Raw genomic sequence first — 26,767 nt, forward strand, 5'->3', positions numbered from 1 at the left:
ATCCCGCGCTTATGATTCGGTCGCGAGGATTCCAGCCTTTTCGCACCAGTCGCGCAAGGGGGCGAGGTCGGGATGGGAAAGTGCGCGCGTGAGATTGCGGAAGGTGCGCGGCATGTGGCGCATATAGGCCGGCTTGCCGTCGCGCTGCATCAGCCGCACCCACAGGCCGATGAGCTTGCAGTTGCGCTGCGCCGCCATAACGTGCCAGTCGCGCAGGAAGCGCTCCCGGTCGAAGCCGCCCTCAGCCGCGCGCAGCGAAAGATAGTGGTCGAGCACGCCTTGCGCGACCGCGTCGGGCACGTCGACGCGGGCATCCTGCACCAGCGAGGCGACGTCGTAGGCCGAAGGACCGATCATCGCGTCCTGGAAGTCGATGATACCGACCCGGTCGGTGCCCGCGGCATCCGGCCGCCAGATGATGTTGGGCGAATGGAAGTCGCGCAGCAGCAGATTGTGCTCCGCCGCGCCGAGGCTTTCGATCAGCCCGTCCCAGATGGCGATATAGTCGCGGCGCTCGGCGTCGCTTGCCGGCGTGCCGCGCGTGAAGGGAAGGTACCAGTCGGTGAGCAGGCTCACCTCGATCTGCATGGCGTCCCGGTCGAAATCCGGCACGCGGTGGATGATACCGTCGGCCACCGGCAGGTCGCGTTCGAAAGCCTGTCCGTGCAGATGCGCAAGACAGGCCGCGCTTTCGCGGTAGCGCTCGGGGATCGGCGCGCCGTCGGCATCGAGTACGCCGTCGCTGCCGAGATCCTCGATCAGGAGAATGCCCTGCGCGATATCCATGGCGTGGATTGCCGGCGCGCGCAGGCCGCGCGAAACGAGATAGCGGCCCACGGCGATGAACGGCTTCACGTCCTCGGCGATATGGGCGATCTGCTGGTAATACTTGCCCTGCGCGAGGATCGGCCCGGGCAGGTGCGCCGGCGAATCCATCAGCACCAAGCGGCCCGCGCCGGTATGGATATGTTCATAGGCGCGCGTGGAGGCGTCGCCCGTCAGGTGGCGGCGCGTGGCGTTTCCGTAGCCGGCTTCGTCAAGAAATGCGCGGATCGCGAGCGACCGGCGGATGCGGGCGAGCGCCGCTGCCGGGCCGTCGATGAAGACGCGCCGGCCATCGCCTTCATGCACGAAGGTCAGGCTTATGCCATCGGCGGGCAGCGTGCCGTCGGCCTTTTCCGGCCATTCCACCAGGCAGATGCCGTCCGACAGCGCCTCGTCGAAACCCAGCTCGTCGATCTCGGCGGCATCGGCGATGCGGTAGAGGTCGAAATGCGCGACGGGAATGCGCAGGTCATAGGTCTGGACGAGCGTGAAGGTCGGGCTCGGCACTTCGAGAAACGCATCGTCGGCGATGGCGCGGATCAGGGCGCGGGAGAAGGTGGATTTTCCCGCACCCAGATCGCCCGACAGTGCGACATAGTCGCCGCGCTTCAGCGCCAGTGCCATGTCCTCGCCGAAGCGGATGGTCGCGGCTTCATCGGCAAGGACGATGTCGAGCGCCATGCTATTCCGCCGCTGCAAACGAGGTCATCGACGCGGAAGGAATGCGCACGGCGACCTTCGTGCCGCGGCCTTCCTGGCTGTCGATGGTGACGGTGCCGTGGTGCAGGCTGACGAAGCTCTCGACGATCGAGAGGCCAAGCCCCGGACCGCCCTGGCGGCCATGGCTTTCGAAGCGGTTGAAGACGGTGGTCAGCAGGTCCTGCGGGATGCCGGGGCCACGGTCGGTCACGGTCAGCACGAGGTCGGCCCCCTCGCGCCAGCAGCGCAGGCCGATGGCGCTGCCCTCCGGCGCGAAATTGGCGGCATTGCTCAGGAGCTTGATGAGGATCTGCTTGAGGCGCTGCTGGTCGGCGACGATGGTGCCGAGGCTGTCGGGCGCGGTGATCTCGAGCGTCACCTGCGCCTCGTGCAGCCGGTCGGCGAACTGCATGGACACGTCGTCGAGCAGGTCCGTCAGGTTGATCTCGGTATAGTCGAGCTCCATGATGCCGGCGTCGACGGTCGCAAGGTCGAGGATATCGTTGACGATGGTCAGCAGCACCGCGGACGAGGTGGCGATATGGTCGACATATTCGGCCTGCCGCTCGTTCAGTTCGCCCATGGTCGGCGTCTTCAGGAGATCGGCGAAACCGATGATATTGGTCAGCGGCGAGCGCAGCTCGTAGGAAACGTGCTGGACGAAATCGTTCTTCAGCGCGTCCGCCTTGCGCAGCGCCTCGTTCTTTTCGGTAAGCGCCCGGCTGACCCGCACGCTGTCGGTGATGTTGACGAAGGTCAGCATCGTCTGCGCGTTGGAGAGCGGGATGACGGCGTAGTCGAGCACGAGGCCGGTGCGCAGTTCCAGCATGCCCTGCGAGGAGGGCCGTTCGTCGTCAAAGCTGGTGATCATCTGGCCGAAGCGCTTCCAGCCGTCCGGCTTGTCATAGGACGGCGCGCAGGCCTGCTCGATGGCGCGGATATGCGTGCCGGACTTCGCCTCGGCCTCGCTGATGCCCCAGATGGCGCGGAAGGCCGGGTTGGACAGGCGGATGCGCCCGTCGGGGCTGAACACCGCGACACCCTCGGCCAGGTGGTCGATGGTCTCGTCCTGCACCAGCATCAGCGTGTTGTAGCGCGTCTCGAGGTCGACCTTCTCGGTCAGGTTCTCGAAAACCCAGGTGGCGCCGCCCTGCGGGCGGGCGGTGGCGAAGACGCGCAGCGTCTGGCCGTTCGGCAGGTGCCAGAGGTCGCTCTGGGTGTCGATGGCGCGGTAGACGGAAAGGGCTGTGTCCTTCCACTGCTTCCAGTTCAGCTGTTCGGGCAGCTTGCCGGCGGCGCGCAGGCGGTCGAGCAGTTCGCCGTTGCCGGGCTTGCTCTCCAGGAACGCAGTGTCGAACTCCCACATGCGCTGGAAGGCCTGGTTATAGAATTGCAGGCGCTGCTCACCGTCGAAGGTGGCGACGGGCGTGGCAAGGTGATCGAGCGTTTCGGCATGGCTTTTCAGCGTGCGCGTCAGTTCCTCGCGCACCGCCTCGACATCCGAGACGTCGATCGCGATGCCGGCCGAGCCATTGGGCGTGCGCGCGTCCACCACGTCGAAGAAGCTGCGATTGCCGCGAACGACGGTCGAGACCTTGTCGCGGAACGGCGTGTCGTAGGTGCTGGTCGCCCGGATCTTTTCGCGCGCGACGGTCGGCAGAAGCTCGCGCGCCTCGCGCACGGCGGCGGCGGCGTCCTTCGCCTCGACGGCCTCCGCATAGGCCTCGTTCACCCAGGCAAGCGAGCCGTCGGGCGCACGCTGCCAGACGGGAAGATCGATCTGGTCGATGAGGCATTGCAATGTGCTCAGCGCGGCGACGAGCCGTTCGCGTTCGAGCTTCAGCTCGGCGGCTTCCGCGCGCAGATTGTTCAGCGCCACGAAGCGCACGAAGGCCTGCCCGCCGGAAACGCGGCCCTGTGCCTCCAGCACTTCGTCACGCCCCGTTTCGAGAATGAGGTCGAAGCTCTGTGCCTGCGTGCGCAGCCGCTCGACGGCACGCTCGATCTCGGCGGCGGAAGTGGGCTTCAGCCAGCGGCCGAAGGCGAGGAAATCGCGGTCGGCGACCGGTGCGCCTGTTTCCGGCGCCAGCTGGCCGAGGAATTCGGGCTTGCCCGACAGGCCGTCCCACATGACGATCCGGCGGTCCTTGTCGCCGATCAGCGCCTGCAGGCGCGACACGTTGTGGCGGGCGTCGGAGAGATGGGCGCGCAGCTCGCGGTTTTCCGCTTCCATGCGGCCGCGCTGGCGGATCATCCAGATGGCGGAGAGCATGGCCGCGGACATCACGCCGAGCAGCATCGACACGGTGACGATTTCCGTGGTGGCGAGATAGGGGCCGGCGGCATGGGCCGGTCCGGCAAGCATCGTCAGCGCCGATCCCGCCGCCAGCACGGATGCCAGGCGGCGCGCCACGGGGCGCATCAACCGTCTGTTAACCATAAAGCTATTTTGCGGCGCAACCGAATGCGCCCTGTCCCGCTCCGGCATGCCAAAAGCCTGCCCGGAACGGCCTCGTTTCAGTTCCGACATCATCCCCGGTATGTCTCCGTCCGTTTGCCGCCTGATCGACAAGACATCCCAATCCGGCGCGAAGGGTCCGCATCTGCACGCCGAATCAACGCGTTAACGATACTTGTTTACCGAATCGTCGGGAAGGGATGGGCCTAAAAAAGAGGCGGCGCGCTTGTGTCAAGCACGCCGCCTCTAGATGTTGTGGATAATCCGGGTAAGGATCAGTACCTGTAGTGTTCGGCCTTGAACGGGCCCTGCACCGTCACGCCGATATAGCCGGCCTGTTCATCGGAAAGCTCGGTCAGCTTCGCGCCGAGCTTGGCGAGGTGCAGGCGTGCGACCTTCTCGTCGAGCTGCTTGGGCAGGACATAGACTTCGTTCTTGTAGGCGTCGCCCTTGGTGAAGAGCTCGATCTGCGCCAGCACCTGGTTGGAGAACGAGGCGGACATCACGAAGGACGGGTGGCCGGTGGCGTTGCCCAGGTTGAGCAGGCGGCCCTCGGAAAGCAGGATCATGCGGTTGCCCTTCGGGAACTCGACCATGTCCACCTGCGGCTTGATGTTGGTCCACTTGAAGTTCCTGAGGGCCGCGACCTGGATCTCGTTGTCGAAGTGGCCGATATTGCCGACGATCGCCATGTCCTTCATCTCGCGCATGTGCTCGACGCGGATGACGTCCTTGTTGCCGGTCGTGGTGATGAAGATGTCGGCCGAGGACACGACGTCCTCGAGTTGCACGACTTCGAAACCGTCCATGGCGGCCTGCAGGGCGCAGATCGGGTCGATTTCCGTGACCTTGACGCGCGCGCCCGCGCCGCGCAGCGAGGCGGCCGAGCCCTTGCCTACGTCGCCGTAACCGCAGACCACGGCGACCTTGCCGGCCATCATGACGTCGGTGCCACGGCGGATGCCGTCGACCAGCGATTCCTTGCAGCCGTACTTGTTGTCGAACTTCGACTTGGTGACCGAGTCGTTGACGTTGATCGCCGGGAAGGGAAGCAGGCCCTTCTGCTGCAGCTGGTAGAGACGGTTGACGCCGGTCGTGGTCTCTTCGGTCACGCCCTTGATGGCGTCGCGCTGCTTGGTGAACCAGCCCGGGGAGGCGGCAAGGCGCTTCTTGATCTGGGCAAAGAGGATCTCTTCTTCTTCCGAGCCTGGATTGGAGAGCACGTTCTCGCCGGCTTCGGCGCGGGCGCCGAGCAGGATGTACATGGTGGCGTCGCCGCCGTCGTCCAGGATCATGTTGGAGAGGCCGCCATCGGTCCACTGGAAGATCTTGTCGGTGTACTCCCAGTATTCCGTCAGCGTCTCGCCCTTCACGGCATAGACCGGGATGCCGGCGGCGGCGATGGCCGCAGCGGCGTGGTCCTGCGTGGAGAAGATGTTGCACGAGGCCCAGCGCACGTCCGCGCCCAGCGCCACCAGCGTCTCGATGAGAACGGCGGTCTGGATGGTCATGTGCAGCGAGCCGGTGATGCGCGCGCCCTTGAGCGGCTTGGAGGCGCCGAACTCTTCGCGGCAGGCCATCAGGCCCGGCATTTCCGTCTCGGCGATCTCGATTTCCTTGCGGCCGAAATCGGCAAGCGCGATATCGGCGACGTGGTAGTCATGCGTGGTGGTCATGAAATACTCCAGCCTTCTGGCTCTGGTTGATGGCGCTTCCTATCAGGAAATGCCGGCTGGAGCAACCAAGACATAAAGAAGTCTTTATGTCCTTATGTCTGATGGAGGATTAGATCTCCTCGCCGAACTTGTCGGCGATCAGCGCATCGAGCGCGTCGAGAACTTCCTGGGCCTGCGCGCCGGTGGCGGTGACGTGCACGCTGCATCCGGGGCTGGCCGCGAGCATCATCAGGCCCATGATGGAGGTGCCGCCCACGGTCATGCCGTCCTTGGAGACGGTGACCTCGGCATCATAGCCATCGACCGTCTGGACGAATTTCGCCGAGGCGCGGGCGTGCAGGCCGCGCTTGTTGATGATGAGGAGCTCTTTCGAGACGGTCATGGAGGGCGGGAGACCTTATTTGCCGCTGAGGACGCGGCTGGCGACGTTGATGTATTTCCGGCCGGCTTCCGATGCGTCGATCAGCGCCTTCTCCATGTTGTTCTCGCCGCGGATACCGGCAAGCTTGATCAGCATCGGCAGGTTGACGCCTGCGATCACCTCGATGCCGTCGCCGTTCATCACGGAGATGGCGAGGTTGGACGGGGTGCCGCCGAACATGTCGGTGAGGATGATGACGCCGTTGCCCTGGTCGGCCTCCTGGACCGCCCGCAGGATATCCTGGCGACGCTGGTCCATGTCATCCTCGGGGCCGATACAGACGGTCTCGATCGCCTTCTGCGGTCCGACAACGTGTTCAAGGGCGTGCCGGAATTCCTCCGCCAGCTTGCCATGGGTGACAAGCACCAGTCCGATCATCAGCAGTCGCTCCCGTTTCCCAATTCGAACGGACGGCGGAATATCGCAATGCAACAATTCCGTCCACCATTGGGGTGGCCATCATGTCAATGAAAAGTCCGAAGGCAAGCCTAAAATGGCCGTTTTTCCCTTTTCGAGCGGCTTTCGCGATCAAGTCCCGGTAATTTCCGGGTGAATTGCGGCGAGCAGCGAAAAGGCGGTGCAACCGGCGGCAAGCGGCAGCCGCGTCAGCGGCAGGGCGTGGCCGGGCAGCACCTCCACGGTTTCGCCTTCCGGCGCCAGCCGATCGGCAAACGGTGGTGCGATCGGCCGGATGGCACGGTGCAGCACGGCCGCCTCGATGGTCCCGGCGGAGACGATGCCCGCGCCGCGCAGTTCGGCAAGGCCGGCGATGGAAGCGGGTGCCCGGGCGATGAGCCGGCCACCTTCGATGCTCACCAGGACCTGGTCGTCGCTGACGAGCGCGGAAAACAGCCCGCGCGCCCGCGCCTCCGTCATGCAATGCAGCGCGGCCATGCTCTTGCCCGCGCCGGAGGGGCCGGTGAAGAGAAGCCCCGTCGTGCCGATCACGATGGCCGTTCCATGCACGTTGACCGGGGCGGGGCCGGGGGCAGGGGCCGTCATTTCTGCTTGTCGGCGGGCAGCGAGAGGGTGAAGCGCGCGCCGGCGATCTCACCCGTCGCCTTGTCGATGATGTTGTCGGCCTTCAGCGTGCCGCCATGCGCCTCGGCGATCTGCCGCGAGATGGAGAGGCCGAGGCCAGAATTCTGGCCGAATGCCTCGCCGGCCGGCCGGTCGGTGTAGAAGCGCTCGAAGATGCGGTCGATGTTTTCCGCCTGGATGCCGGGCCCGTTGTCCTCGATCTGCACGAGGCAGCGGTCGCCGCGCCCGCGCGACAGCCGCACCACGATGCGCCCGCCCGGATCGGGCACGAAGGAGCGGGCGTTCTCGATGAGGTTGGTGACGATCTGGCCGATGCGCAGTTCGTAGCCGCTGACCTCGAACCGCGCCTTCGGATTGTCCTTGCGGTCGACGACGAAATCCAGCGTCACCGGCTTCTTGCGCGTGTTGATCTGCCGCGAGACGTCGATGAGGTCGCCCAGCAGCTTTTCCAGATCCACCGTGCGGGCATCGCTGCGCGCAAGCTCGGCGTCGAGGCGCGAGGCGTCGGAAATGTCGCTGATCAGCCGGTCGAGGCGGCGCACGTCGTGCTGGATGACATCCAGCAGCCGCTTTTTCGATTCGTCCGTGCGCGCCAGCGGGAGGGTCTCGACAGCGCTGCGCAGCGAGGTCAGCGGGTTCTTCAGCTCGTGGCTCACATCGGCCGCGAAACTTTCGATCGCGTCGATGCGGTCATAGAGCGCCGTGGTCATTTGTCTGAGCGCGATGGACAGGTTGCCGATCTCGTCCTGGCGGACGGAGAAATCGGGGATCTCCTCGCGCTCCTTCGCGCCCCCGCGCCGCACGCGGATCGCCGCGGCGGAAAGGCGGCGCAGCGGGTTGGCGATGGTGCTGGAGAGCAGCAGCGACAGTGCGATGTTGACGAGACCCGCGACACCCGCCACGCGCATGATGGCGAGACGCTCGGCATGCACGATCTTGTCGATGTCGCCGGCCTGCGTGGAGAGCAGCAGCACGCCCAGCACCGCGCGGAAGCGCTGCACCGGCACCGCGACCGAGACGATGACCTCGCCCTTGTCGTTGACCCGCTCGACGGCGCCGCGCACGCCCGTCAGCGCGTTCATCACTTCAGGGTAGATCGAGCCGTCGCCGCCCGGCGCTTCCTTGTAGAGCGGCAGCCTGCTGGGCTGCAGCATGCGGTTGAACCATATGTTCAGGCGCTCGAAGACGCCGGCATTCTCCTGCTCGACGGGCGGCAGGTCGAAACGCAGCACCTGGCCCTGCGTGTAGAGATGGCGCGAATCGAGCAGCAGGTTGGCGTCGGTGTCGTAGATGCGGGCGCGGGTGCGCGTCGGCGAGATGAGCCGCCGCAGCACGGGCGCCACGCGTTCGGGATTGATCGGGAACTCCAGGTCCTCGTCGTTCGGCAGCGGCGTGATGCTCTGGCCGGCCTGGAGCTCGAGCAGCTTTTCCGGGTCGATGGTGATCGAGTTGGTGTCGACCGAGGCGGAGGCGGAAATCGCGCCGGCGATGATTTCGCCCTGCGTCAGCAGGCTTTCGACGCGCGCGTCGATCAGCCCCTCGCGGAACTGGTTGAGATAGAGGATGCCCGCCACCAGCACGACGAGCGCGACGAGATTGAAGAACAGGATGCGGCGCGTCAGGCTGGAAAAGACGGCATTGCCGAAGATGCGGCGCGCCAGCGTGAAGGGATGGGTCCAGCGGCGGCGCAACGAACGCGGCATCTGCCGGCCTTCGGCGTCCTCACCAGCCCTTTCCTGCACCTCCTGCAACACGCGCATCCGTCCTTTCGAGCCATTCCGCAGCCGACCGCGGCATGCCATTGCCGCCGCGGTTCATGCAAGCGAAATCGCGCCTTACGCTGCCTCGCGGAAGCGGTAGCCGACGCCGTAGAGCGTCTCGATCATGTCGAAGTCCGTGTCGACCATCTTGAACTTCTTGCGAAGCCGCTTGATGTGGCTGTCGATGGTGCGGTCGTCGACATAGACCTGCTCGTCATAGGCGGCGTCCATCAGCGAATCGCGGCTCTTCACCACGCCGGGGCGCTGGGCGAGCGAATGCAGGATGAGGAATTCCGTAACGGTCAGCGTGACCGGCTCGCCCTTCCAGGTGCAGGTGTGGCGCTCCTGGTCCATGACCAGCTGGCCGCGCTCCAGCGAGCGGGCGGCGATCTCGCCGGCCTTGGCGGCGTTGCCGCCGGCGCCGGCCGATGCGGCAGCCTCGCGGTTGGAGGAGCGGCGCAGGATCGCCTTGACGCGCTCGACCAGCAGGCGCTGGGAGAACGGCTTGGTGATGAAGTCGTCCGCGCCCATCTTGAGGCCGAACAGTTCGTCGATCTCCTCGTCCTTGGAGGTGAGGAAGATCACCGGGATGTCGGACTTCTGGCGCAGGCGGCGCAGAAGCTCCATGCCGTCCATGCGGGGCATCTTGATGTCGAAGATTGCAAGCTGCGGCGGGCGGGCGAGAAGGCCGTCGAGCGCGGAGGCGCCGTCCGTATAGGTCTCAACCTTGTATCCTTCCGCCTCAAGCGCGATCGACACGGATGTCAGAATATTCCGGTCATCGTCGACGAGTGCGATCGTTTGCATCCTGCTGGTCTCCATAGTCATGAGCGCCTTTCCCGACCTCGGATCGAGTTCCTGTCCTGGTAAGTGATGCGCCTCTGTGGGGATAAAGGTGGAACAAATTGTGGCAAAGATAAAGGGTGACGTTCGGCCGCGGCTTTTCGAATCATTTTTAAATCGATTATTCAAACGATTAAAAAAGTAGTACAAAGATTTAAATCGATTAATTATTTGATATCATTGCCTAATTTCGATCAAGCGCTTGCCTTTGTGACAGTTGCATATTAGGTTCCGCCCAGATTGACCTTGCGTCTTCGTCCACGGAGGAAAGCTGGACCATGCAGGAACTTGGCGTTCGCAACCCCGCGCAGGGGCTTACCGCGATGGGTATCCATACAAACGGCACGGTCCGGTACAACTTTGCAGCCGAGGCGCTCTATGAAGAGGCGCTCGGCCGCGGCGAGGCGGTCAAGACCGCCCATGGTGCGCTTCGCGCGCTGACCGGCCAGCACACCGGCCGCTCGCCGAAGGACAAGTTCGTCGTGCGCGACGAAAACACCGAAAACGCCATCTGGTGGGATAACAACAAGGCCGTGTCGCGCGCGCATTTCGATGCGCTTCACGCCGACATGCTGGCCCATGCCGCCGAACGCGATCTCTTCGTGCAGGACCTGATCGGCGGTGCCGATGCCGATTACGCCCTGCCGACCCGTGTCGTCACGGAACTCGCCTGGCATTCGCTGTTCATCCGCAACCTGCTCATCCGTCCGGAAGAGGCGGACCTTGCGGCATTCGCGCCGAAACTCACCATCATCGACCTGCCGACCTTCAAGGCTGATCCGGCCCGCCACGGTGCGCGCACCGAAACCATGATCGCCTGCGATCTGACGCGCGGCATCGTGCTGATCGCCGGCACCCATTATGCTGGCGAGATGAAGAAGTCAGTCTTCACGGTGCTCAACTGGCTGCTGCCGAGCGAAAAGGTCATGCCGATGCACTGCTCGGCCAATGTCGGTCCCGATGGCGACGCCGCCGTCTTCTTCGGCCTGTCGGGCACCGGCAAGACCACGCTTTCGGCCGATCCGAACCGCACGCTCATCGGCGATGACGAGCACGGCTGGGGCGAGAACGGCATCTTCAACTTCGAAGGCGGCTGCTACGCCAAGACCATTCGCCTCTCGGCCGAGGCCGAGCCGGAAATCCACGCGACGACGCAGCGTTTCGGCACCGTCTTGGAAAACGTCGTGCTGGACGCCAACGGCGTGCCCGACTTCAACGATGGCTCGCTGACGGAAAACACGCGCTGCGCCTATCCGCTGCATTTCATTCCGAATGCCAGCGACACCGGCCGTGCACCGCATCCGAAGACGATCATCATGCTGACGGCCGATGCCTTTGGCGTCATGCCGCCGATCGCCCGTCTGACGCCGGACCAGGCCATGTACCACTTCCTGTCTGGCTACACCGCCAAGGTCGCCGGCACGGAGCGCGGCGTGACCGAGCCGGAAGCCACCTTCTCGACCTGCTTCGGCGCGCCCTTTATGCCGCGCCACCCCACGGTCTACGGCAACCTGCTCAAGGAGCTGATCGCCGAGCACGGCGTCGATTGCTGGCTGGTCAACACCGGCTGGACCGGCGGCGCCTACGGCGAAGGCCGTCGCATGCCGATCAAGGCGACCCGCACCCTGCTCGCCGCCGCCCTCGACGGCTCGCTGAAGGATGCGCTCTTCCGCCGCGACGACAATTTCGGCTTCCAGGTGCCCGTCTCGGTGCCGGGCGTCGACACCAAGATCCTCGATCCGCGCTCGACCTGGTCGAACGGCGCCGCCTACGACAAGCAGGCCCAGAAGCTCGTCGACATGTTCGTCGCGAACTTCGAGAAGTTCGAAGATCAGGTCGACGGCAGCGTGCGCGACGCCGCTCCCGGCCTGAAGGTCGCGGCAGAATAAGCCTGTTGCAGACGGTGATTCACGTGAAACCCGGCCCGCAAGGCCGGGTTTTTCGTTGCCGCTGATGGCTTCCCGTTTCCCGGTCGCGCCGTTACAACGGCTTGGAAAGGAACTCTCATGGCCAGCGAACCCCTCCATATCAGCAACACGATCACCATTGCCGGCTGGGAACTGACCGAGCAGTTCGTGCTGGCGGGCGGTCCGGGCGGACAGAATGTCAACAAGGTCTCGACGGCGGTCCAGCTGTTCTACGATCTGCGCAACTCGCCCGCGCTCAGTGAGCGTGTGAAGGCCAATGCGCTGAAGCTCGCCGGGCGCCGGGTGTCGAAGGACGGCGTGCTGATGATCGAGGCCAGCCGCTTCCGCAGCCAGGAGCGCAACCGCGAGGATGCACGCGAACGGCTGAAGGAGCTGATCCTCAAGGCTGCCGAACCGCCACCGCCGCCGCGTCGCAAGACGAAGCCGACGAAGGGCTCGGTCGAGCGCCGCCTCAAGGCGAAATCCGGCCGTTCCGACGTCAAGCGCATGCGCACCCGGCCGGATGGCGAATGACGGTCGCAACTTGGCCGTTTATCGGCTTGAAGAAAACAATTCCTTCCCTTTACCGGAAGGGTCTGCTTAATTCGGCTGAAAACGGGAGGTAAACACATGGGTCTCTTCAGCTTTATCAAGAACGCGGGCAAGAAGCTGGGCATCGGCGGTGACGACGATGCGCCGGATGCCGAGGCGGTGAAGAAGGAACTGGAATCGCACGGCCTCGGCACCGATGCGGTGCAGGTCGAGGTTGTCGACGACAAGGTCGTCCTGAAGGGCAGCGTCGCGGACCAGACCGTGTTCGAGAAAGCCATCGTCGCCGTCGGCAACACGCTGGGCGTCTCCAAGGTCGATACGGAAGACCTTGCCGTGGCGTCCGCGCCCGCCAGGGAGCCGGTCTTCTACACGGTTAAGAAGGGCGACAACCTCTGGAAGATAGCCGAAGCCCAGTACGGCAAGGGCAAGGGTGCCAAGCACACCGTGATCTTCGACGCCAACCGGCCGATGCTGTCCCATCCGGACAAGATCTATCCCGGCCAGGTTCTGCGCATCCCGGACCTGTCGGAGACCTGATGTGACGGAGACGGGGCACGACCTCGCACCGGGGTTGCGCTATTTCCCTGATTATTTCGATCGCGCGGCGCAGGAAGCCCTCGTGGCCGCTATCCGCGCGGTCGTTGCCGATGCGCCGCTTTACGTGCCGCGCATGCCGAAGACCGGCAAGGCGATGTCCGTCCGCATGACCAATTGCGGTGCGCTGGGCTGGGTGACGGACAAGGACAACGGCTACCGTTACCAGGCCACCCACCCGGAAACCGGCCGTCCCTGGCCGGCCATCCCGCAAACCCTTCTGGCGCTATGGGAAGCGGTTTCCGGCTTCGCGAAGCCGCCGGAGGCCTGCCTCGTCAATTTCTATGACCCGGAGGCGAAGATGGGCCTGCATCAGGACCGCGACGAGACGGATCTTGCCGCGCCCGTCGTCTCCGTCTCGCTTGGCGACCAGTGCCTGTTCCGCGTCGGCGGCACGTCGCGCAGCGATCCGACGCGCTCGTTCCGGCTGTCGAGCGGCGATGTCTTCGTGTTCGGGGGCGAAAGCCGGCTCATCTTCCATGGCGTCGACCGGGTCTATCCCGGCACGTCCACGCTCCTGAGAAATCCCGGGCGCATCAACCTGACGCTGCGTCGCGTCAATCCTTAGCTCGAATCCGGCTAAAGTTTGCGCAGTGCCACCGTCTCGATGAGGTGGTTCTCGCCTTTCTGCAGGATCAGGTCGGCGCGCGGTCGCGTCGGCAGGATGTTCTGGTGCAGGTTCTTCAGGTTGATATTGTGCCAGAGCCCTTCGGCGATGCCGAGCGCATCGGCTTCGCTGATCCGCGCATAGCGGTGGAAGTAGGAATCCGGGTTCTGGAAGGCAGTGTCGCGCAGCCGCATGAAGCGCTCGACATACCAACTGTGGATCAGGCTTTCCTCGGCGTCGATATAGATCGAGAAGTCGAAGAAGTCCGACACCATCGGCACGATCTTGCCGTCGGCCGGCAGGTTGCGCGATTGCAGGACATTGATGCCCTCGAAGATCAGGATATCCGGCCGGTCGACGGCGCGGAAGGCGTTCGGCAGCACGTCATAGGTGAGGTGCGAATACATCGGCGCCGGCACGTTCGGCTTGCCGGCCTTGATCGCCGACAGGAAGCGCAGCAGCGCGCCGGTGTCGTAGCTCTCCGGAAAACCCTTGCGCTCCATCAGGTTCTCGCGCTGGAGCACGGCGTTCGGATAGAGGAAACCGTCCGTCGTGACGAGATCGACCTTCGGGCTGGACGGCCAGCGCGACAGCAGTTCCTTCAGGATACGCGCCGTGGTCGATTTGCCGACAGCGACCGAACCGGCAATGCCGATGACGAAGGGCGTCTTGGCCTCGTTCGACAGTGCCAGGAACCGCTTGCGCTGTTCGAACAGCATCTGCGAGGATTCGACATGGGCCGACAGCAGGCGCGACAGCGATAGATAGATGCGCCGGACCTCGTCGAGATCGATCGGGTCGTTCAGCGAACGCAGCCGCTGGACCTCGTCGGCCGTCAGCGTCAGCGGCGTATCGGCACGGAAATGCGCCCATTCCTCCGCCGGGAAGAACCGGTACGGCGAATAATTCCGGTTGCCGAAATCATCTGGAATATCCGGCTGGTCCTTGTCGCGCGCTGCCTGGATCATCAGTTCTTCCGGCTGGCCTTCTCCGCTAGGCCGGACTGGCCCGTGCGCCTCTCCAGCTCCCCCAGCACATCTTGTAACGGCACGCCGCCGATTTTCAAGACGACCATCAGGTGATAGAGCAGATCGGCCGCCTCGCTGGTCAGCGCGGCCCTGTCGCCTTCGATGGCCGCAATCACGGTCTCGACGGCTTCTTCGCCCAGCTTCTTCGCCGCCTTCGGCTGCCCGGCCGCCACGAGCTTGGCCGTCCAGCTCTCCGAGGGATCGGCGGCCGCGCGGGCAGCCACGATCGCTTCGAGATCGGCCAGGGTAAACATGCTCATCGGGGCCTCCTGTTCATTGCTTGGCATGTGCCGCTGCCGCGTCAGTCCAGCCGCATGGCGATGCCATGCTCGGCCATGTAGCGCTTGGCTTCACCCACCGTATAGGTGCCGAAGTGGAAGATGGATGCGGCGAGCACGGCCGTCGCATGGCCGTCGCGCACGCCCTCGACGAGATGGTCCAGCGTGCCGACGCCGCCCGATGCGATGACCGGTACGGGAACGCGGTCGGCAATCGTGCGGGTCAGCGCGATGTCATAGCCGCCCTTCTGGCCGTCGCGGTCCATGGAGGTCAGCAGCAGCTCGCCGGCACCGCGTTCCACCATCTTTTCCGCAAAGGCCACCGCGTCGATGCCGGTCGGCTTGCGCCCGCCATGGGTGAAGATCTCCCAGCGGTCTTCCTCGCCCTCGGCCGAGACCTTTTTGGAATCGATGGAGACGACGATGCACTGGTTTCCGAACTTGTCGGCGGCCTCGGCCACGAAATCCGGATTGGAGACGGCAGCCGAGTTGATCGAGACCTTGTCGGCACCCGCCAGAAGCAACTTGCGGATATCGGCGACCGTGCGCACGCCGCCGCCGACGGTGAGCGGCATGAAGCAATGGTCGGCCGTGCGCGCCACGACGTCGAAGATCGTGTCGCGGTTGTCCGAGGAGGCCGTGATGTCGAGGAAGCACAGCTCGTCCGCACCGGCGGCATCATAGACCTTGGCCGATTCGACGGGATCGCCGGCATCGACCAGATTGAGGAAGCTGACGCCTTTCACGACGCGGCCGTCCTTTACATCCAGGCAGGGAATAACGCGGGCCTTGAGGGTCATGCGGCTTCTCCTCGTGCTTCACGAATCACCGCCAGCGCTTCGGCGGGATCGATGCGGCCGTCGTAGAGCGCGCGGCCGGAGATCGCGCCTTCCAGCTTGCGGGCATCGGGGGCGACGAGGCGGCGGATGTCGTCCATCGAGGCGAGGCCGCCCGAGGCGATGACGGGGATGGACACGGCGTCGGCCAGTTCCAGCGTGGAGGCCCAGTTGATGCCGGTTAGGATGCCGTCGCGATCGATGTCGGTATAGATGATCGCGGCAACGCCGGCGCCCTCGAACTTCTTCGCAAGCTCGATGACGCCGAGCTCGGAGGCTTCCGCCCAGCCCTCGACCGCGACCTTGCCGCCCTTGGCATCGATGCCGACGGCGACCTTGCCGGGAAACGCCTTGCAGGCCGCGATCACGAGTGCTGGATCGCGCACGGCCACGGTGCCGAGGATGACGCGGGAGAGCCCGCGCGACAGCCAGCTTTCGATATGGTCGAGCGTGCGGATGCCGCCGCCGAGTTGCACGGGGTTCTTCGTGGCCTTCAGGATGGCGTCGACGGCGGCACCGTTGACGCTTGTCCCCGCGAAGGCGCCGTTGAGGTCGACCACATGCAGCCATTCGAAGCCTTGGTCCTCGAAGGCCTTGGCCTGCGCGGCCGGGTCGGGATTGTAGACGGTGGCCTGCTCCATGTCGCCGAGTTTCAGGCGAACGCACTGGCCGTCCTTCAGGTCGATGGCGGGAAAGAGGATCATGGCGTTTTCCAGTTCAGGGCTTCCAGCGGAGGAAATTGGAGATGAGGGCGAGGCCGAGCGCCTGGCTCTTTTCCGGGTGGAACTGCGCGCCGGCCTTGTTGTCCCTGGCGACGAAGGCGGTCATCGGGCCGCCGTAATCGACGGTCGCGACCACATCGTAGGGGTTTTCGGCGGCGAGGTGGTAGGAGTGCACGAAATAGGCGTGTAGCGTTTCCGGGATGCCGGAAAACAGCGGATGCGCACGTTTGCGGTCCAGCGTGTTCCAGCCGATCTGCGGGATCTTGAGGTCCGGGTCACGCGGCGTCATCAGCACCACGTCGCCCTTTATCCAGCCGAGGCCTTGTGTCGTGGTCTTTTCCAGGCCGCGCGACGACATGAGCTGCATGCCCACGCAGATGCCGAGGAAGGGGCGGGCCTTGGCCTCCACCGCCTCGCGCAACGCCTCCACCATGCCGGGCACGGCGTCGAGGCCGCGGCGGCAATCGGCATAGGCGCCCACGCCGGGCAGCACGATGCGGTCGGCGGATGCCACGCGATCGGCCTTGTCCGTGAGGTCGATCTTGGCGTCGATGCCGGCCTCGCGGGCGGCGCGCTCGAAGGCCTTGGTGGCCGAGCGGAGGTTGCCCGAACCGTAATCGATGATGGCTACGCGCATTCTAGCGTCCTTCCTTGAAACCGACGAGGCCGAGCATGGGAGCGTGCGGGCGCGTCGCGGTTCCGGAGGCCGGCAGGGAAACGCTGTCGCGCGCCTCCGTCTCGCCGGCCGGGGTTTCCATGTCGTAGATGTCTTCCGCCGTGGCGCGGTCCTCGGCCGAGATCACGGCATCGATGGTCCAGCCCTTTCGCTCGAGGCCGGCGACGACCATCGAGGGGCCTTCGAGCGCCACGAGCAGGCCGGTGGCAAGGCAGATGCCGAGCCCGGCAAGCCCGAAGACCGGATGATCCGAGATGGTCGAGCCGAGGGTTTGAACGGCGAAGGCGAGGGCGGCCGCAAACCAGGCGCGATGCCAGGCGAGCCAGAGGAACGGCAGGAAGAAGGCGACCCAGGAGAATCGGTCGCGCACGAACCGGGCCTTTTCATCGCCCCTCAGGGCACCCGGCGGTATCAGAACGAGGAATGTGGCCATGACGGCCTCCGACTATGCCTCTGGATCAGGCCAGCGAACCCTTCGTCGAGGGAACGCGGCCCGCCTGACGGGGATCGATCTCGGTCGCGGTGCGCAGCACACGCGCGACGGCCTTGAAGCACGTCTCCGAGATATGATGGTTGTTTACGCCGTAGATGTTCTGGATATGCAGCGTGATGCCGGCATGCTGGGCGAGCGCGTTGAAGAATTCGCGCACCAGCTCGGTGTCGAAGGTGCCGATCTTGGGCGCCGAGAAATCGACGTTCCAGACGAGGAAGGGACGGCCGGAGACATCGACGGCGGCGCGCGTCATCGTCTCGTCCATGGCAAGGTCGAGCGAGGCATAGCGCGTGATGCCGCGACGGTCGCCGAGCGCCTTCGCGATGGCCTGGCCGATGGCGATGCCGGTATCCTCGACGGTGTGGTGATCGTCGACATGCAGGTCGCCCTCGGTCTTGATCTCCATGTCGATGAGCGAATGGCGCGACAGCTGGTCGAGCATATGATCGAAGAAACCGACGCCCGTCGAAATGGTCGACGTGCCGGTGCCGTCGATATCGACGGTGACCGATACGGAGGTCTCGTTCGTCTTGCGCGAAACGCTGGCGGTGCGGCTCATTGCAGTCTCCGGTAAACTATTGGCGCTCCTTAACAGGGCTCTTCATAAAACGCCAGTCTTTCGAGGGTTTCCGGCGCATGCGGCAACGATCCCGCGCGGAGACGCCGCCGGGGTGATCAGCATTGGGCAATCCGGAGAACCGCGCGAAAGCGTTGCCTCTGGAAAGCGTGTGTGTGGTGGCTTCGCTTTCGCGCGGCCCAGGCGTTCTTCGGAGGCGGTCTTGTCCTCCTTCAGGCATGGCAGGGCTTCGCTGCGCAGTTTGTTGGCGCATATGCCTTTTCCGAAAACCGCGTTCCGCACTTTTCGGGGATATGCGCTGCCATCCTGCCTGCATGGCGGACCCAAACCGACCCCGCGACCCGGGGAAGGGGGAAGCCCCGCACGGCGAAGGGCGTCACCCCCTCGTCGCTCCAAACCTCTCTCGCCCCCGCCGCACGTTACGGCAGACAACGAAAGCGCCTCCTCCCGCCCGCATCGACACGTTACGCGATCCGTCCGGCGGCGGAAGGACGTTCAGGATAGACGCGGTTCGGGGAGCGGGGATGATTTGCGTGTGAAAAGGGCGGCCGGGATTGGAATGATTGGGTTTTTCCGGTGGCGGCGTCCCCGTGTTTTGGGGGTGGTTGCGGTCGCTATTACACGCACCGCCACCACACTTACCGTTGCCACACCGACAGCCGCGGCACCCGCGGTCATCGCACTAGCCGGGTTACACCTACGGTCGCCGTACGTGCGGTGGCCACACCCAAAGCCGCCGTACTCACCAGGCCACACTCACCAACGTCATTTCTTCTTGGTGGCGCTTTCGCTGTTCTTGACCTGCGCGCCAAGGGTCGGGGCGGCTTTTGCGGCCACCTTGTCCTTCTTGGGTTTGCGGACTTCCTTGTTGCTGCGGACCTGACCCTTGGCCATCGTCATAACCCTCACTTTGGATGGGAAACCATAACCCGCGCATTCCAGAGACAAAGCAAGGCTTATTTTGGACGAAGCCAGCCTCTCCCGCGCTTTCCATGCGCCGGGCGCGCGACGACGGCGCGCGGCCTTTGCAATCGCCGAACCGCTGCTTACATAGGGCACAACGAAGCCGCCTCGCCGGCGGTATCCCTGCCCGGTCCTCGGGCCTCAGAGGTCTGATATGAGTGAACACGATCCCTATGCTTCCATGCACGCCACGACGATCATCACCGTCCGCAAGGACGGCAAGGTTGTCATGGCGGGCGATGGCCAGGTGAGCCTTGGCCAGACCGTCATGAAAGGCAATGCGCGCAAGGTGCGCCGCCTTGCCAAGGGCGATGTCATTGCCGGTTTTGCCGGCGCGACCGCCGACGCCTTCACCCTGCTCGAGCGGCTCGAGGCCAAGCTGGAGCAATATCCCGACCAGCTGATGCGCGCCGCCGTCGAGCTCGCAAAGGACTGGCGCACCGACCGCTACCTGCGCCGTCTCGAAGCGATGATGCTCGTGGCCGACAAGTCCGTCACGCTGGCGCTGACCGGCAATGGCGACGTGCTGGAGCCGGAACACGGCACCATGGCGATCGGGTCGGGCGGCAACTACGCCTATGCCGCCGCCCGCGCGCTGATGGACACCGACAAGTCGGCCGAGGAGATCGCCCGCAAGGCCATGCAGATCGCAGGCGACATCTGCGTCTACACCAACCACAACGTCGTGGTGGAGACGCTGGATGCCGACCGCTGAGGCATACGCTTTCCGGCCTGTGACGGCGGCCGACCTGCCGATGCTGGAACGCTGGCTCGCCGCGCCGCATGTCCGGCGCTGGTGGGGCGATCCGGCCGAGGAGGTTGCGGGTATCGCCGCGGATTTCGACGAACCTGCAATGGCGTCCTTCATCGTCTCCCATGACGGAAAGCCCTTCGCCTATCTGCAAAGCTACAGGATCGACCCGTCGGACCTGTCCTTCGGCGACCGGCCGGACCGCACCATCGGCATCGACCAGTTCATCGGCCCTGCCGACATGGTCGGCCGCGGCCACGGGCCGGCCATGATCGATGCCTTTGTGGAAAAGATGTTCGCCGAGGGCGTAGAACGGGTGGTGCTCGATCCGCATCCCGAGAATGCGCATGCCATTCGGGCCTATGAGAAGGCCGGATTCCATGCTTTCGATCAACGCATGACAAAGGACGGCCCGGCGCTGATCTTGGCCCGGGACCGTTGCTAGAGGAAACCCATGACCAATTTTTCCCCCCGCGAGATCGTTTCCGAACTCGACCGTTTCATCATCGGCCAGCATGACGCCAAGCGCGCCGTGGCGATTGCGCTGAGGAACCGCTGGCGCCGCCACCAGCTGGCGCCGGACCTGCGCGACGAGGTCATGCCGAAGAACATCCTGATGATCGGCCCGACCGGCGTCGGCAAGACGGAGATTTCCCGCCGCCTCGCCAAGCTCGCCGGTGCGCCCTTCGTCAAGGTCGAGGCCACCAAGTTCACCGAGGTCGGCTATGTCGGCCGTGATGTCGAGCAGATCGTGCGCGACCTCGTCGAGGTCGGCATCGGCCTGGTGCGCGAGAAGAAGCGCGCCGAGGTGACGGCCAAGGCTCATGCCAATGCCGAGGAACGCGTGCTCGACGCGCTGGTCGGCGCCACTGCCTCGCCCGCGACCCGGGACAGTTTCCGCAAGAAGCTGCGCGCCAACGAGCTGGATGACAAGGATATCGAGGTCGATGTGGCCGATACCGGCACGCCCGGCGGCTTCGAGATCCCCGGCATGCCGGGCGCCAATATCGGCGTGCTGAACCTGTCGGAAATGTTCGGCAAGGCGATGGGCGGCCGCACCAAGAAGGTCAAGACGACGGTCAAGGATTCGTACAAGATCCTGATCGACGACGAGTCCGACAAGCTGCTCGACAACGAGCAGATCCAGCGCGAGGCCATCCGCTCGGCCGAGAACGACGGCATCGTCTTCATCGACGAGATCGACAAGATCGCCGCGCGCGATGGCGGCATGGGCGCGGGCGTTTCCCGCGAGGGCGTGCAGCGCGACCTGCTGCCGCTCGTCGAGGGCACGACGGTCGCCACGAAGTATGGGCCGGTGAAGACGGACCACATCCTCTTCATCGCCTCGGGCGCCTTCCATGTCTCCAAGCCTTCGGACCTCCTGCCGGAACTGCAGGGCCGCCTGCCGATCCGCGTCGAGCTGAAGGCGCTGTCGCGCGAGGACTTCCGCCGGATCCTAACGGAGACGGAAGCAAGCCTCATCCGGCAGTACAAGGCGCTGATGGGCACGGAGGATGTCGAACTCGACTTCACCGAGGACGGCATCGACGCGCTGGCCGATGTCGCCGTGCAGCTGAATTCGAGCGTCGAGAATATCGGCGCACGCCGCCTCCAGACGGTGATGGAGCGGGTGCTCGACGAGATCTCCTTCGAGGCGCCTGACAAGGGCGGCAACCGCCTCGTCATCGACGCCGACTATGTGAAGAAGCATGTCGGCGCGCTGGCGGCCAACACGGATCTGTCGCGCTACATCCTGTGACGTTTCGGCACCGGTGGTTGTCTTAGCAACCGCCGGTGTCGCGCTTTTGGGCATGCGCCCCCTCGACAGAACCGCACACGCGGCCTAGGCCATTGCCGCGTCCGGCATGATGACGACACGATTGTCCTGCATCCCGTCCATGCCACTTCGAACGATTGACCAGACAGGAACCGGAACCGTGCGACAGCTCTTCCCCGTGCTTGCCCTTGCAGCCGCCCTCTTCGTGCAGAGCCAGACCACGGCGCTGGCAATCGACGTGGTGCCCGCCGGCAACCGCAACGCGGAGCAACCCGCCATTCCGGGTGCCTCCATTCGCCGCACGAAGGGCAACAAGAGCTCCTTCGAGGCGAAATACCAGAAGGTGCACGACCTTCTCGCAGGCGACCGCCAGCTGACGAGCAAGATCAAGGCGGCGGCCGGTAAATACGGCATCGACCCGATCCATATCGTCGGCGCCATCGTCGGCGAGCATACCTACAATGTCGACGCCTACGACCGCCTGCAGAGCTATTACGTCAAGGCGGCCTCCTATACCGGCAATTTCCGCTTCGCCTATGACGGCGAGGCGATCGACGACTTCCTGAAGCGTCCGCAGTTTGCCGAATGCGAGGGCAAGAAGGGCTCCTACGCGCTGTGGACCTGCCGCGAAAACGTCTGGAATCGCTCCTTCAGCGGCAAGACGGTCGGCGGCACGTCTTTCCCGAGGAACCGTTTCAGCGCGGTGTTCTTTCAGCCCTTCTATGCCGGCCAGACCTTCGGCCTCGGCCAGATCAACCCGCTGACGGCGCTGACGCTGACCGACGACGTGGCGCGTTTCTCCGGCTACAAGAAACTCGACGAGAACGATGCGGCCGGCGTCTACCAGGCGATCATGGACCCGGATATCTCGCTGGCCTATATGGCCGCAGCCATCCGCCGCTCGATCGACGCCTATAAGAAGATCGCCGGCGTGGACATTTCCAGGAATCCCGGCCTGACGGCGACGCTCTACAATATCGGCACGCCCGATGCGCGCGCCGCAGCCTTCGCCGCGCGCCGCGCCGCCGGCGAGGCGACCTGGCCGGAAGAGAACTATTACGGCTGGCTCATCAACGACAAGCTGGACGACCTGCGCAGCCTGCTCTAGCGGCCTTTCCGGCGTAAAGCGCCGGTTCACGCGGCCTTGACCGGCCGCCGCCTTCCTCTCGGCCCAGTTGCGCCCCATATTGAGGGCGAGCCGAAGGAAGGAAGCTGATCATGGATATGCGTCCCGAGCCGTTCGAACCGCCCGCGCCGATCCCGCGCACGGTGCCGCCGTCGAAACTCGAGATCATCCGCACGGTCTTCCGCAATCCGCTGGAACTGTGGGGCGAGCCCTCCTACACGCTGCCGTGGATCATGACGAGCTTCGTCGGCGAGAAGACGTTGATCGTCAACGATCCCGGCCTGATCAAATACCTGCTCGTTGACAACGCCGCCAATTACAAGATGTCCGTGGTGCGCCAACTCGTGCTGCGGCCGATCCTGCGCGATGGGCTACTGACAGCCGAGGGTCCGGTCTGGCGCCGCTCGCGCAAGGCCGTCGCGCCCATCTTCACGCCGCGCCACGCCAAGGGCTTCGCCACGCAGATGCTCAGGCAGTCCGAGCTCTATGTGCAGAAGTACGAGGGCGCGGACGGCGCGGTCTTCGATATCGGCAACGACATGACGGAGCTCGCCTTTTCCATCCTGTCGGACACGCTGTTTTCCGGCGAGATCGTCACCGCCTCCACCAATTTCGCCGATGACGTGGACGACCTCCTGCATTCCATGGGCCGCGTCGATCCGATGGATCTTCTGCGCGCGCCGACCTGGGTGCCGCGCGTCACACGCATCGGCGGGCAGCGGGTGCTCGGCAAGTTCCGCAAGATCGTGCGCGACACGATGGAGCTGCGCCTCAAGCGCATGGCGGAAGGCGGAGACGCGCCGAGCGATTTCCTGACGCTGCTGTTGCGCGCCGCCGGGCCGGACGGGCTGACCATGGAGGAGGTGGAGGACAATATCCTGACCTTCATCGGTGCGGGCCACGAGACGACGGCCCGGGCGCTCGCCTGGACGCTCTACTGCGTCGCCAATTCCCCGCATGTGCGCGAGGCGATGGAAGAGGAGATCGATCGCGTGGTGGAGAGCGGGGCGGACCCGGTCGACTGGCTCGACCGCATGCCCTGGACGCGCGCGGCCTTCGAGGAGGCGATGCGGCTTTATCCGCCCGCCCCCTCCATCAACCGCGAGGCCATCGCCGACGACAGCTGGACGAGCCCGGACGGCGAGGTGGTGGAGATACCGCGCAACGTGACGATCCTCGTCATGCCCTGGACGCTGCACCGCCATGAACTGCTGTGGCAGAAGCCGCGCGCCTTCATGCCCGAGCGCTTCCTGCCCGAGAACCGCGACCAGATCCACCGTTTCCAGTACCTGCCCTTCGGGGCGGGGCCGCGCATCTGCATCGGCGCGACATTTGCCATGCAGGAGGCGATCATCGCGCTCGGCGTGCTGATGCACCGCTTCCGCTTCGACATGACGGAGGACACCAGGCCCTGGCCGGTGCAGCGCCTGACGACGCAGCCGGCTAACGGACTGGCGTTGAAGGTGCGGGCTCGTCCCCGCGGGCCTTCGCCTTCTTGATCGTCTTGATGGCGGCGCAGGTGGCTTCCGGGTTCTTGCACGGCTGGTAGACGACGATCTCGCTGCCGCTGCCGTCGTCCCAGACGGCCTGCACGGCGATGGTCTGCGCCTCGCCGGGCTTCAGCTTGATGTAGATCCAGTTCTGGCTGTCGTCCGAGGGCAGGTTGAAGGGCAATTCCGGATCGCACGTCGCCATCGGGAAGGTCTGGTCGAGCGCATCGGAATTGATGGAGTAACGCACTTCCTTGAGCCGGCAATGCATGCTCTGCAACGCCGTGAAATAGATGAGCTGCTGGCCGGCATATTCGCGGAACTGCACCCAGCCGGTGCGCTTGTTGGCATCCAGCATTGCCTTGTAGATCGAGACATCGGGGATCTGGGCCTGATACTCCGCCCCGTCGTCCTCCTGGGCGGCGGCCGGCAGGCCGGCAGTGAGCAGGGCCGCCCCGACAAGGAGGGCTTTCAGCAGGCGGTTTCCATGACGCGGATCAAACACTCTGGGTCTCCTCGATGCTTCACAGGCATGTCGCCGGCGGGATGGTGACAACGGCGCCGGACATGCCATAACACCATTCCAGGCCGGCTTTGAACAGGGACGGCATGCGGTTTGGAAGTATTCTCGTGGCAGACCATTTGTTACTCGGCATCGATACCGGCGGCACCTATACGGATGCGGCCCTCTATAGTGAAACCCTCGGCGTGGTGGCGCGCGCCAAGGCGCTGACCACCCGCCACGATCTCTCGGTCGGCATTTCCGGCGCGGTGGACGCGGTGCTCGGTGAGGCGAAGGTGCCGGTCTCCGCCATCGGCCTCGTCTCGCTTTCCACCACGCTCGCCACCAATGCGCTGGTGGAAGGCCAGGGCGGCCGGGCGGGCCTCGTGATGATCGGCTTCGGCCCCGACGACCTCAAGCGCGACGGCCTTGCGGAGGCGCTCGGCACCGACCCCGTGCTCTTCCTGCCCGGCGGCCACAATGTGCACGGCAACGAGACGCCGCTCGACATGCGCGCGCTGGACGAGGCGCTGCCGGCGCTGTCGCAGACCGTGTCCTCCTTTGCCGTCGCCGGCTATTTCGCCGTGCGCAATCCGGCGCACGAACAGCGCGTGCGCGAGCGCATCCGCGCCATCTCGCACCTGCCGGTGACCTGCAGCCACGAGCTGTCCTCCAAGCTGGGCGGGCCGCGCCGGGCGCTGACGACGCTGCTCAATGCCCGCCTCGTCTCGATGATCGACCGGCTGATCGGCGCCTGCGAGGATTTTCTCCAGCGACGCGGCATCCAGGTGCCGATGATGGTGGTGCGCGGCGACGGCGCGCTGATCTCGGCGGCCGAAGCACGGCTGCGGCCCATCGAGACCATCCTGTCCGGCCCGGCGGCCAGCCTGGTCGGCGCGCGCCACCTGACGGGCCTCGACGATGCCGTGGTGTCTGACATCGGCGGCACGACGACCGACGTGGCGGTGCTGGACAAGGGCCGCCCGAAGCTCGACGCGGAGGGAGCCGTCGTCGGCGGCTACCGGACCATGGTGGAGGCTGTCGCCATGCGCACCTTCGGCCTCGGCGGTGATTCGGAGGTGCGTATCGACGACCGCGGGCTTGCGGCGCGCATCGATCTCGGGCCACGGCGCTTCCTGCCGCTCAGCCTTGCCTCGACGCTGCATCCCGACAGCATCCTGCCGGTGCTGGAACGCCAGCTGCGCACCGCCCATGTCGGCCGGCACGACGGGCGTTTTGCTGTGCGCACGGGCGTTCCCGAGCGGCTGGCAAGCGGCCTCCAGCCGCAGGAACAGGCGCTCTACGACAAGATTGGCGCCGCGCCGGTTCCGCTCGACGGCCTGCTGATGACGACGCCGCAGAAGGCGACGCTCGACCGGCTGGTGGCGCGCGGCCTCGTGCATATCTGCGGGGTCACGCCCTCGGATGCCATGCATGTGCTGGGCGGGCAGGGACAGTGGGATGCCGAGGCCGCACGTCTCGGCCTTGCGCTGGCCGCCCGCGTCAAGGACGGCACCGGCCGGCCGATCGCCGACAGCCCGGACGTGCTGGCGCGGCGCATCGTCGACCGGCTGACCCGGCAATCGTCCGATGTCATCCTCTCCGCGTGCCTCGCCGATGACGGCGTAGGCGCGATCGATCCGGCCGGCTCCGTCGCCGTCGACCGGGCGCTGCACCGGCGCGCCGGCATCGTGCGGTTCCAGATCGCGCTCGACCGGCCGCTGGTCGGTCTAGGCGCCTCCGCACCGGTCTACTATCCCGATATCGCCGCCATGCTCGGTGCCGAATCGGTCATTCCCGCCGATGCCGGCGTGGCCAATGCCGTCGGCGCGGTCGTCGGCCAGGTGCGCAACAGCGTGACCGTTTTCGTGACGCAGCCGGAGGAGGGCGTGTTCGTCGTCGCCGGCGCGGGCGAGAGCGTGCGTCATGTCGACGAGGCCGCGGCCTTCTCGCAGGCCCGGGAGCGGGCGATGACGGGTGCCCTGCATGCCGCCCGCGCCAATGGCGCCGACGAGCCGGCCGTGACCTTCGCCGAGGAGATCGACGCACCCGAGGTGGAGGGCAGCCGCAAGCTGATCGAGGCACGCTTTACCGCGACCGCGAGCGGCCGGCCGCGCATCGCCCGGGAGGCTTAGACGGGATTGTTTCCATAACGGAATAAATAA

The 26,767-nt window shown here is 65.2% G+C and carries 27 protein-coding genes; 10 read left to right on the plus strand and 17 right to left on the minus strand.

What is annotated here, in order from left to right; genetic code table 11:
- Positions 1 to 9: 9 nt before the first annotated feature.
- From tsaE to K6301_RS15125, 8 genes are all read right to left on the minus strand, one after another.
- On the minus strand, positions 10 to 1,506 hold the full coding sequence (tsaE, locus tag K6301_RS15090) for a tRNA (adenosine(37)-N6)-threonylcarbamoyltransferase complex ATPase subunit type 1 TsaE (protein ID WP_247218082.1): 1,497 nt from the start codon (positions 1,504 to 1,506) through the stop codon (positions 10 to 12).
- Position 1,507: 1 nt separating this feature from the next.
- Positions 1,508 to 4,054: a sensor histidine kinase gene (locus tag K6301_RS15095; protein WP_425475351.1), complete on the minus strand. Its 2,547-nt coding sequence runs from the start codon at positions 4,052 to 4,054 to the stop codon at positions 1,508 to 1,510.
- Positions 4,055 to 4,257: 203 nt separating this feature from the next.
- Positions 4,258 to 5,658 (minus strand): adenosylhomocysteinase, encoded by a 1,401-nt coding sequence (gene ahcY, locus K6301_RS15100; RefSeq protein WP_247218087.1) that lies wholly within the window; start codon positions 5,656 to 5,658, stop codon positions 4,258 to 4,260.
- 109 nt (positions 5,659 to 5,767) lie between these two features.
- Positions 5,768 to 6,040 carry an HPr family phosphocarrier protein gene (locus tag K6301_RS15105; RefSeq protein WP_247218089.1) on the minus strand — a complete coding sequence of 91 codons (273 nt, stop codon included), beginning with the start codon at positions 6,038 to 6,040 and terminating at the stop codon, positions 5,768 to 5,770.
- A gap of 15 nt (positions 6,041 to 6,055) precedes the next feature.
- Complete coding sequence (locus tag K6301_RS15110; RefSeq protein WP_134648607.1) at positions 6,056 to 6,457, minus strand: PTS sugar transporter subunit IIA; 402 nt, start codon at positions 6,455 to 6,457, stop codon at positions 6,056 to 6,058.
- Positions 6,458 to 6,607: 150 nt separating this feature from the next.
- A complete protein-coding gene (locus tag K6301_RS15115; RefSeq protein ID WP_247218091.1) occupies positions 6,608 to 7,081 on the minus strand; it encodes an HPr kinase/phosphorylase in 474 nt (157 codons plus the stop codon).
- Complete coding sequence (locus tag K6301_RS15120) at positions 7,078 to 8,823, minus strand: sensor histidine kinase (protein ID WP_134648638.1); 1,746 nt, start codon at positions 8,821 to 8,823, stop codon at positions 7,078 to 7,080. Before K6301_RS15120 ends, K6301_RS15115 begins: the two co-directional genes overlap by 4 nt.
- Positions 8,824 to 8,955: 132 nt before the next feature.
- Positions 8,956 to 9,687, minus strand: a complete 732-nt coding sequence (locus K6301_RS15125; RefSeq protein ID WP_202402299.1) for a response regulator transcription factor — start codon at positions 9,685 to 9,687, stop codon at positions 8,956 to 8,958.
- 314 nt (positions 9,688 to 10,001) lie between these two features.
- Here K6301_RS15125 and K6301_RS15130 point away from each other — a divergent pair, with 314 nt between their 5' ends.
- The 4 genes from K6301_RS15130 (at position 10,002) to K6301_RS15145 (ending at position 13,344) form a co-directional block, all read left to right on the plus strand.
- Entirely contained in the window at positions 10,002 to 11,612 is a 1,611-nt protein-coding gene (locus K6301_RS15130; protein WP_247218094.1) for a phosphoenolpyruvate carboxykinase, read from the plus strand.
- Between the two features lie 117 nt (positions 11,613 to 11,729).
- A complete protein-coding gene (arfB, locus tag K6301_RS15135) occupies positions 11,730 to 12,164 on the plus strand; it encodes an alternative ribosome rescue aminoacyl-tRNA hydrolase ArfB (protein ID WP_247218096.1) in 435 nt (144 codons plus the stop codon).
- A gap of 96 nt (positions 12,165 to 12,260) precedes the next feature.
- Positions 12,261 to 12,719, plus strand: a complete 459-nt coding sequence (gene lysM / locus K6301_RS15140; protein WP_247218098.1) for a peptidoglycan-binding protein LysM — start codon at positions 12,261 to 12,263, stop codon at positions 12,717 to 12,719.
- Between the two features lies 1 nt (position 12,720).
- A complete protein-coding gene (locus K6301_RS15145) occupies positions 12,721 to 13,344 on the plus strand; it encodes an alpha-ketoglutarate-dependent dioxygenase AlkB family protein (RefSeq protein WP_247218101.1) in 624 nt (207 codons plus the stop codon).
- A gap of 11 nt (positions 13,345 to 13,355) precedes the next feature.
- On the opposite strand, the gene coaA is transcribed toward K6301_RS15145, so the two are convergent.
- From coaA to K6301_RS15185, 8 genes are all read right to left on the minus strand, one after another.
- Positions 13,356 to 14,351: a type I pantothenate kinase gene (gene coaA / locus K6301_RS15150; protein ID WP_247218103.1), complete on the minus strand. Its 996-nt coding sequence runs from the start codon at positions 14,349 to 14,351 to the stop codon at positions 13,356 to 13,358.
- Positions 14,351 to 14,671: a phosphoribosyl-ATP diphosphatase gene (locus tag K6301_RS15155; RefSeq protein WP_247218105.1), complete on the minus strand. Its 321-nt coding sequence runs from the start codon at positions 14,669 to 14,671 to the stop codon at positions 14,351 to 14,353. The genes coaA and K6301_RS15155 overlap by 1 nt, the downstream gene beginning before the upstream one ends.
- Before the next feature lie 41 nt (positions 14,672 to 14,712).
- Positions 14,713 to 15,489 (minus strand): imidazole glycerol phosphate synthase subunit HisF, encoded by a 777-nt coding sequence (gene hisF, locus K6301_RS15160; RefSeq protein ID WP_247218107.1) that lies wholly within the window; start codon positions 15,487 to 15,489, stop codon positions 14,713 to 14,715.
- On the minus strand, positions 15,486 to 16,229 hold the full coding sequence (gene hisA / locus K6301_RS15165; RefSeq protein WP_247218109.1) for a 1-(5-phosphoribosyl)-5-[(5-phosphoribosylamino)methylideneamino]imidazole-4-carboxamide isomerase: 744 nt from the start codon (positions 16,227 to 16,229) through the stop codon (positions 15,486 to 15,488). Before hisA ends, hisF begins: the two co-directional genes overlap by 4 nt.
- A 13-nt stretch (positions 16,230 to 16,242) precedes the next feature.
- The gene (gene hisH, locus K6301_RS15170) at positions 16,243 to 16,884 is read right to left on the minus strand and encodes an imidazole glycerol phosphate synthase subunit HisH (RefSeq protein WP_247218111.1); all 642 of its coding nucleotides are present in this window, start codon (positions 16,882 to 16,884) and stop codon (positions 16,243 to 16,245) included.
- 1 nt (position 16,885) lies between these two features.
- Positions 16,886 to 17,356, minus strand: coding sequence for a DUF2628 domain-containing protein (locus K6301_RS15175; RefSeq protein ID WP_247218113.1), 471 nt, complete (start codon positions 17,354 to 17,356; stop codon positions 16,886 to 16,888).
- Between the two features lie 25 nt (positions 17,357 to 17,381).
- Entirely contained in the window at positions 17,382 to 17,975 is a 594-nt protein-coding gene (gene hisB, locus K6301_RS15180) for an imidazoleglycerol-phosphate dehydratase HisB (RefSeq protein WP_247218115.1), read from the minus strand.
- A 783-nt stretch (positions 17,976 to 18,758) separates the two neighbouring features.
- A complete protein-coding gene (locus K6301_RS15185) occupies positions 18,759 to 19,052 on the minus strand; it encodes a hypothetical protein (protein ID WP_247220660.1) in 294 nt (97 codons plus the stop codon).
- A gap of 58 nt (positions 19,053 to 19,110) precedes the next feature.
- Here K6301_RS15185 and hslV point away from each other — a divergent pair, with 58 nt between their 5' ends.
- The 5 genes from hslV to K6301_RS15210 all read left to right on the plus strand — a co-directional run bounded on the left by hslV (position 19,111) and on the right by K6301_RS15210 (position 24,109).
- The gene (hslV, locus tag K6301_RS15190; protein WP_134652718.1) at positions 19,111 to 19,671 is read left to right on the plus strand and encodes an ATP-dependent protease subunit HslV; all 561 of its coding nucleotides are present in this window, start codon (positions 19,111 to 19,113) and stop codon (positions 19,669 to 19,671) included.
- The gene (locus tag K6301_RS15195) at positions 19,658 to 20,152 is read left to right on the plus strand and encodes a GNAT family N-acetyltransferase (protein WP_247218116.1); all 495 of its coding nucleotides are present in this window, start codon (positions 19,658 to 19,660) and stop codon (positions 20,150 to 20,152) included. The genes hslV and K6301_RS15195 overlap by 14 nt, the downstream gene beginning before the upstream one ends.
- Before the next feature lie 9 nt (positions 20,153 to 20,161).
- Complete coding sequence (gene hslU / locus K6301_RS15200; protein ID WP_247218118.1) at positions 20,162 to 21,466, plus strand: ATP-dependent protease ATPase subunit HslU; 1,305 nt, start codon at positions 20,162 to 20,164, stop codon at positions 21,464 to 21,466.
- 178 nt (positions 21,467 to 21,644) lie between these two features.
- The gene (locus tag K6301_RS15205) at positions 21,645 to 22,592 is read left to right on the plus strand and encodes a DUF1402 family protein (RefSeq protein WP_247218120.1); all 948 of its coding nucleotides are present in this window, start codon (positions 21,645 to 21,647) and stop codon (positions 22,590 to 22,592) included.
- A gap of 110 nt (positions 22,593 to 22,702) precedes the next feature.
- On the plus strand, positions 22,703 to 24,109 hold the full coding sequence (locus K6301_RS15210) for a cytochrome P450 (protein ID WP_247218123.1): 1,407 nt from the start codon (positions 22,703 to 22,705) through the stop codon (positions 24,107 to 24,109).
- Here K6301_RS15210 and K6301_RS15215 read toward each other — a convergent pair.
- The gene (locus K6301_RS15215; protein ID WP_247218125.1) at positions 24,054 to 24,605 is read right to left on the minus strand and encodes a hypothetical protein; all 552 of its coding nucleotides are present in this window, start codon (positions 24,603 to 24,605) and stop codon (positions 24,054 to 24,056) included. The genes K6301_RS15210 and K6301_RS15215 overlap by 56 nt on opposite strands.
- A gap of 125 nt (positions 24,606 to 24,730) precedes the next feature.
- On the opposite strand from K6301_RS15215, the gene K6301_RS15220 reads away from it, so the two are divergent.
- Complete coding sequence (locus tag K6301_RS15220; RefSeq protein WP_247218127.1) at positions 24,731 to 26,737, plus strand: hydantoinase/oxoprolinase family protein; 2,007 nt, start codon at positions 24,731 to 24,733, stop codon at positions 26,735 to 26,737.
- The last annotated feature ends 30 nt before the right edge of the window (positions 26,738 to 26,767 follow it).

The sequence above is a fragment of the Shinella oryzae genome, assembly GCF_023038235.1.
Taxonomy (GTDB): Bacteria; Pseudomonadota; Alphaproteobacteria; order Rhizobiales; family Rhizobiaceae; genus Shinella; species Shinella sumterensis.

What these genes read in the sequence shown, in the direction of transcription:
- arfB (WP_247218096.1), top strand. Translation starts at nt 11,730, where the DNA reads ATGGCCAGCGAACCCCTCCATATCAGCAACACGATCACCATTGCCGGC.
- ahcY (WP_247218087.1), bottom strand. Translation starts at nt 5,658, where the DNA reads ATGACCACCACGCATGACTACCACGTCGCCGATATCGCGCTTGCCGAT.
- hisA (WP_247218109.1), bottom strand. Translation starts at nt 16,229, where the DNA reads ATGATCCTCTTTCCCGCCATCGACCTGAAGGACGGCCAGTGCGTTCGC.
- K6301_RS15120 (WP_134648638.1), bottom strand. Translation starts at nt 8,823, where the DNA reads ATGCCGCGTTCGTTGCGCCGCCGCTGGACCCATCCCTTCACGCTGGCG.
- K6301_RS15155 (WP_247218105.1), bottom strand. Translation starts at nt 14,671, where the DNA reads ATGAGCATGTTTACCCTGGCCGATCTCGAAGCGATCGTGGCTGCCCGC.
- K6301_RS15105 (WP_247218089.1), bottom strand. Translation starts at nt 6,040, where the DNA reads ATGACCGTCTCGAAAGAGCTCCTCATCATCAACAAGCGCGGCCTGCAC.
- K6301_RS15210 (WP_247218123.1), top strand. Translation starts at nt 22,703, where the DNA reads ATGGATATGCGTCCCGAGCCGTTCGAACCGCCCGCGCCGATCCCGCGC.
- hisF (WP_247218107.1), bottom strand. Translation starts at nt 15,489, where the DNA reads ATGACCCTCAAGGCCCGCGTTATTCCCTGCCTGGATGTAAAGGACGGC.
- K6301_RS15095 (WP_425475351.1), bottom strand. Translation starts at nt 4,054, where the DNA reads ATGTCGGAACTGAAACGAGGCCGTTCCGGGCAGGCTTTTGGCATGCCG.
- tsaE (WP_247218082.1), bottom strand. Translation starts at nt 1,506, where the DNA reads ATGGCGCTCGACATCGTCCTTGCCGATGAAGCCGCGACCATCCGCTTC.
- hisH (WP_247218111.1), bottom strand. Translation starts at nt 16,884, where the DNA reads ATGCGCGTAGCCATCATCGATTACGGTTCGGGCAACCTCCGCTCGGCC.
- hslV (WP_134652718.1), top strand. Translation starts at nt 19,111, where the DNA reads ATGAGTGAACACGATCCCTATGCTTCCATGCACGCCACGACGATCATC.
- K6301_RS15115 (WP_247218091.1), bottom strand. Translation starts at nt 7,081, where the DNA reads ATGACGGCCCCTGCCCCCGGCCCCGCCCCGGTCAACGTGCATGGAACG.
- K6301_RS15130 (WP_247218094.1), top strand. Translation starts at nt 10,002, where the DNA reads ATGCAGGAACTTGGCGTTCGCAACCCCGCGCAGGGGCTTACCGCGATG.
- K6301_RS15110 (WP_134648607.1), bottom strand. Translation starts at nt 6,457, where the DNA reads ATGATCGGACTGGTGCTTGTCACCCATGGCAAGCTGGCGGAGGAATTC.
- K6301_RS15195 (WP_247218116.1), top strand. Translation starts at nt 19,658, where the DNA reads ATGCCGACCGCTGAGGCATACGCTTTCCGGCCTGTGACGGCGGCCGAC.
- K6301_RS15175 (WP_247218113.1), bottom strand. Translation starts at nt 17,356, where the DNA reads ATGGCCACATTCCTCGTTCTGATACCGCCGGGTGCCCTGAGGGGCGAT.
- hisB (WP_247218115.1), bottom strand. Translation starts at nt 17,975, where the DNA reads ATGAGCCGCACCGCCAGCGTTTCGCGCAAGACGAACGAGACCTCCGTA.
- coaA (WP_247218103.1), bottom strand. Translation starts at nt 14,351, where the DNA reads ATGATCCAGGCAGCGCGCGACAAGGACCAGCCGGATATTCCAGATGAT.
- K6301_RS15125 (WP_202402299.1), bottom strand. Translation starts at nt 9,687, where the DNA reads ATGCAAACGATCGCACTCGTCGACGATGACCGGAATATTCTGACATCC.
- hslU (WP_247218118.1), top strand. Translation starts at nt 20,162, where the DNA reads ATGACCAATTTTTCCCCCCGCGAGATCGTTTCCGAACTCGACCGTTTC.
- lysM (WP_247218098.1), top strand. Translation starts at nt 12,261, where the DNA reads ATGGGTCTCTTCAGCTTTATCAAGAACGCGGGCAAGAAGCTGGGCATC.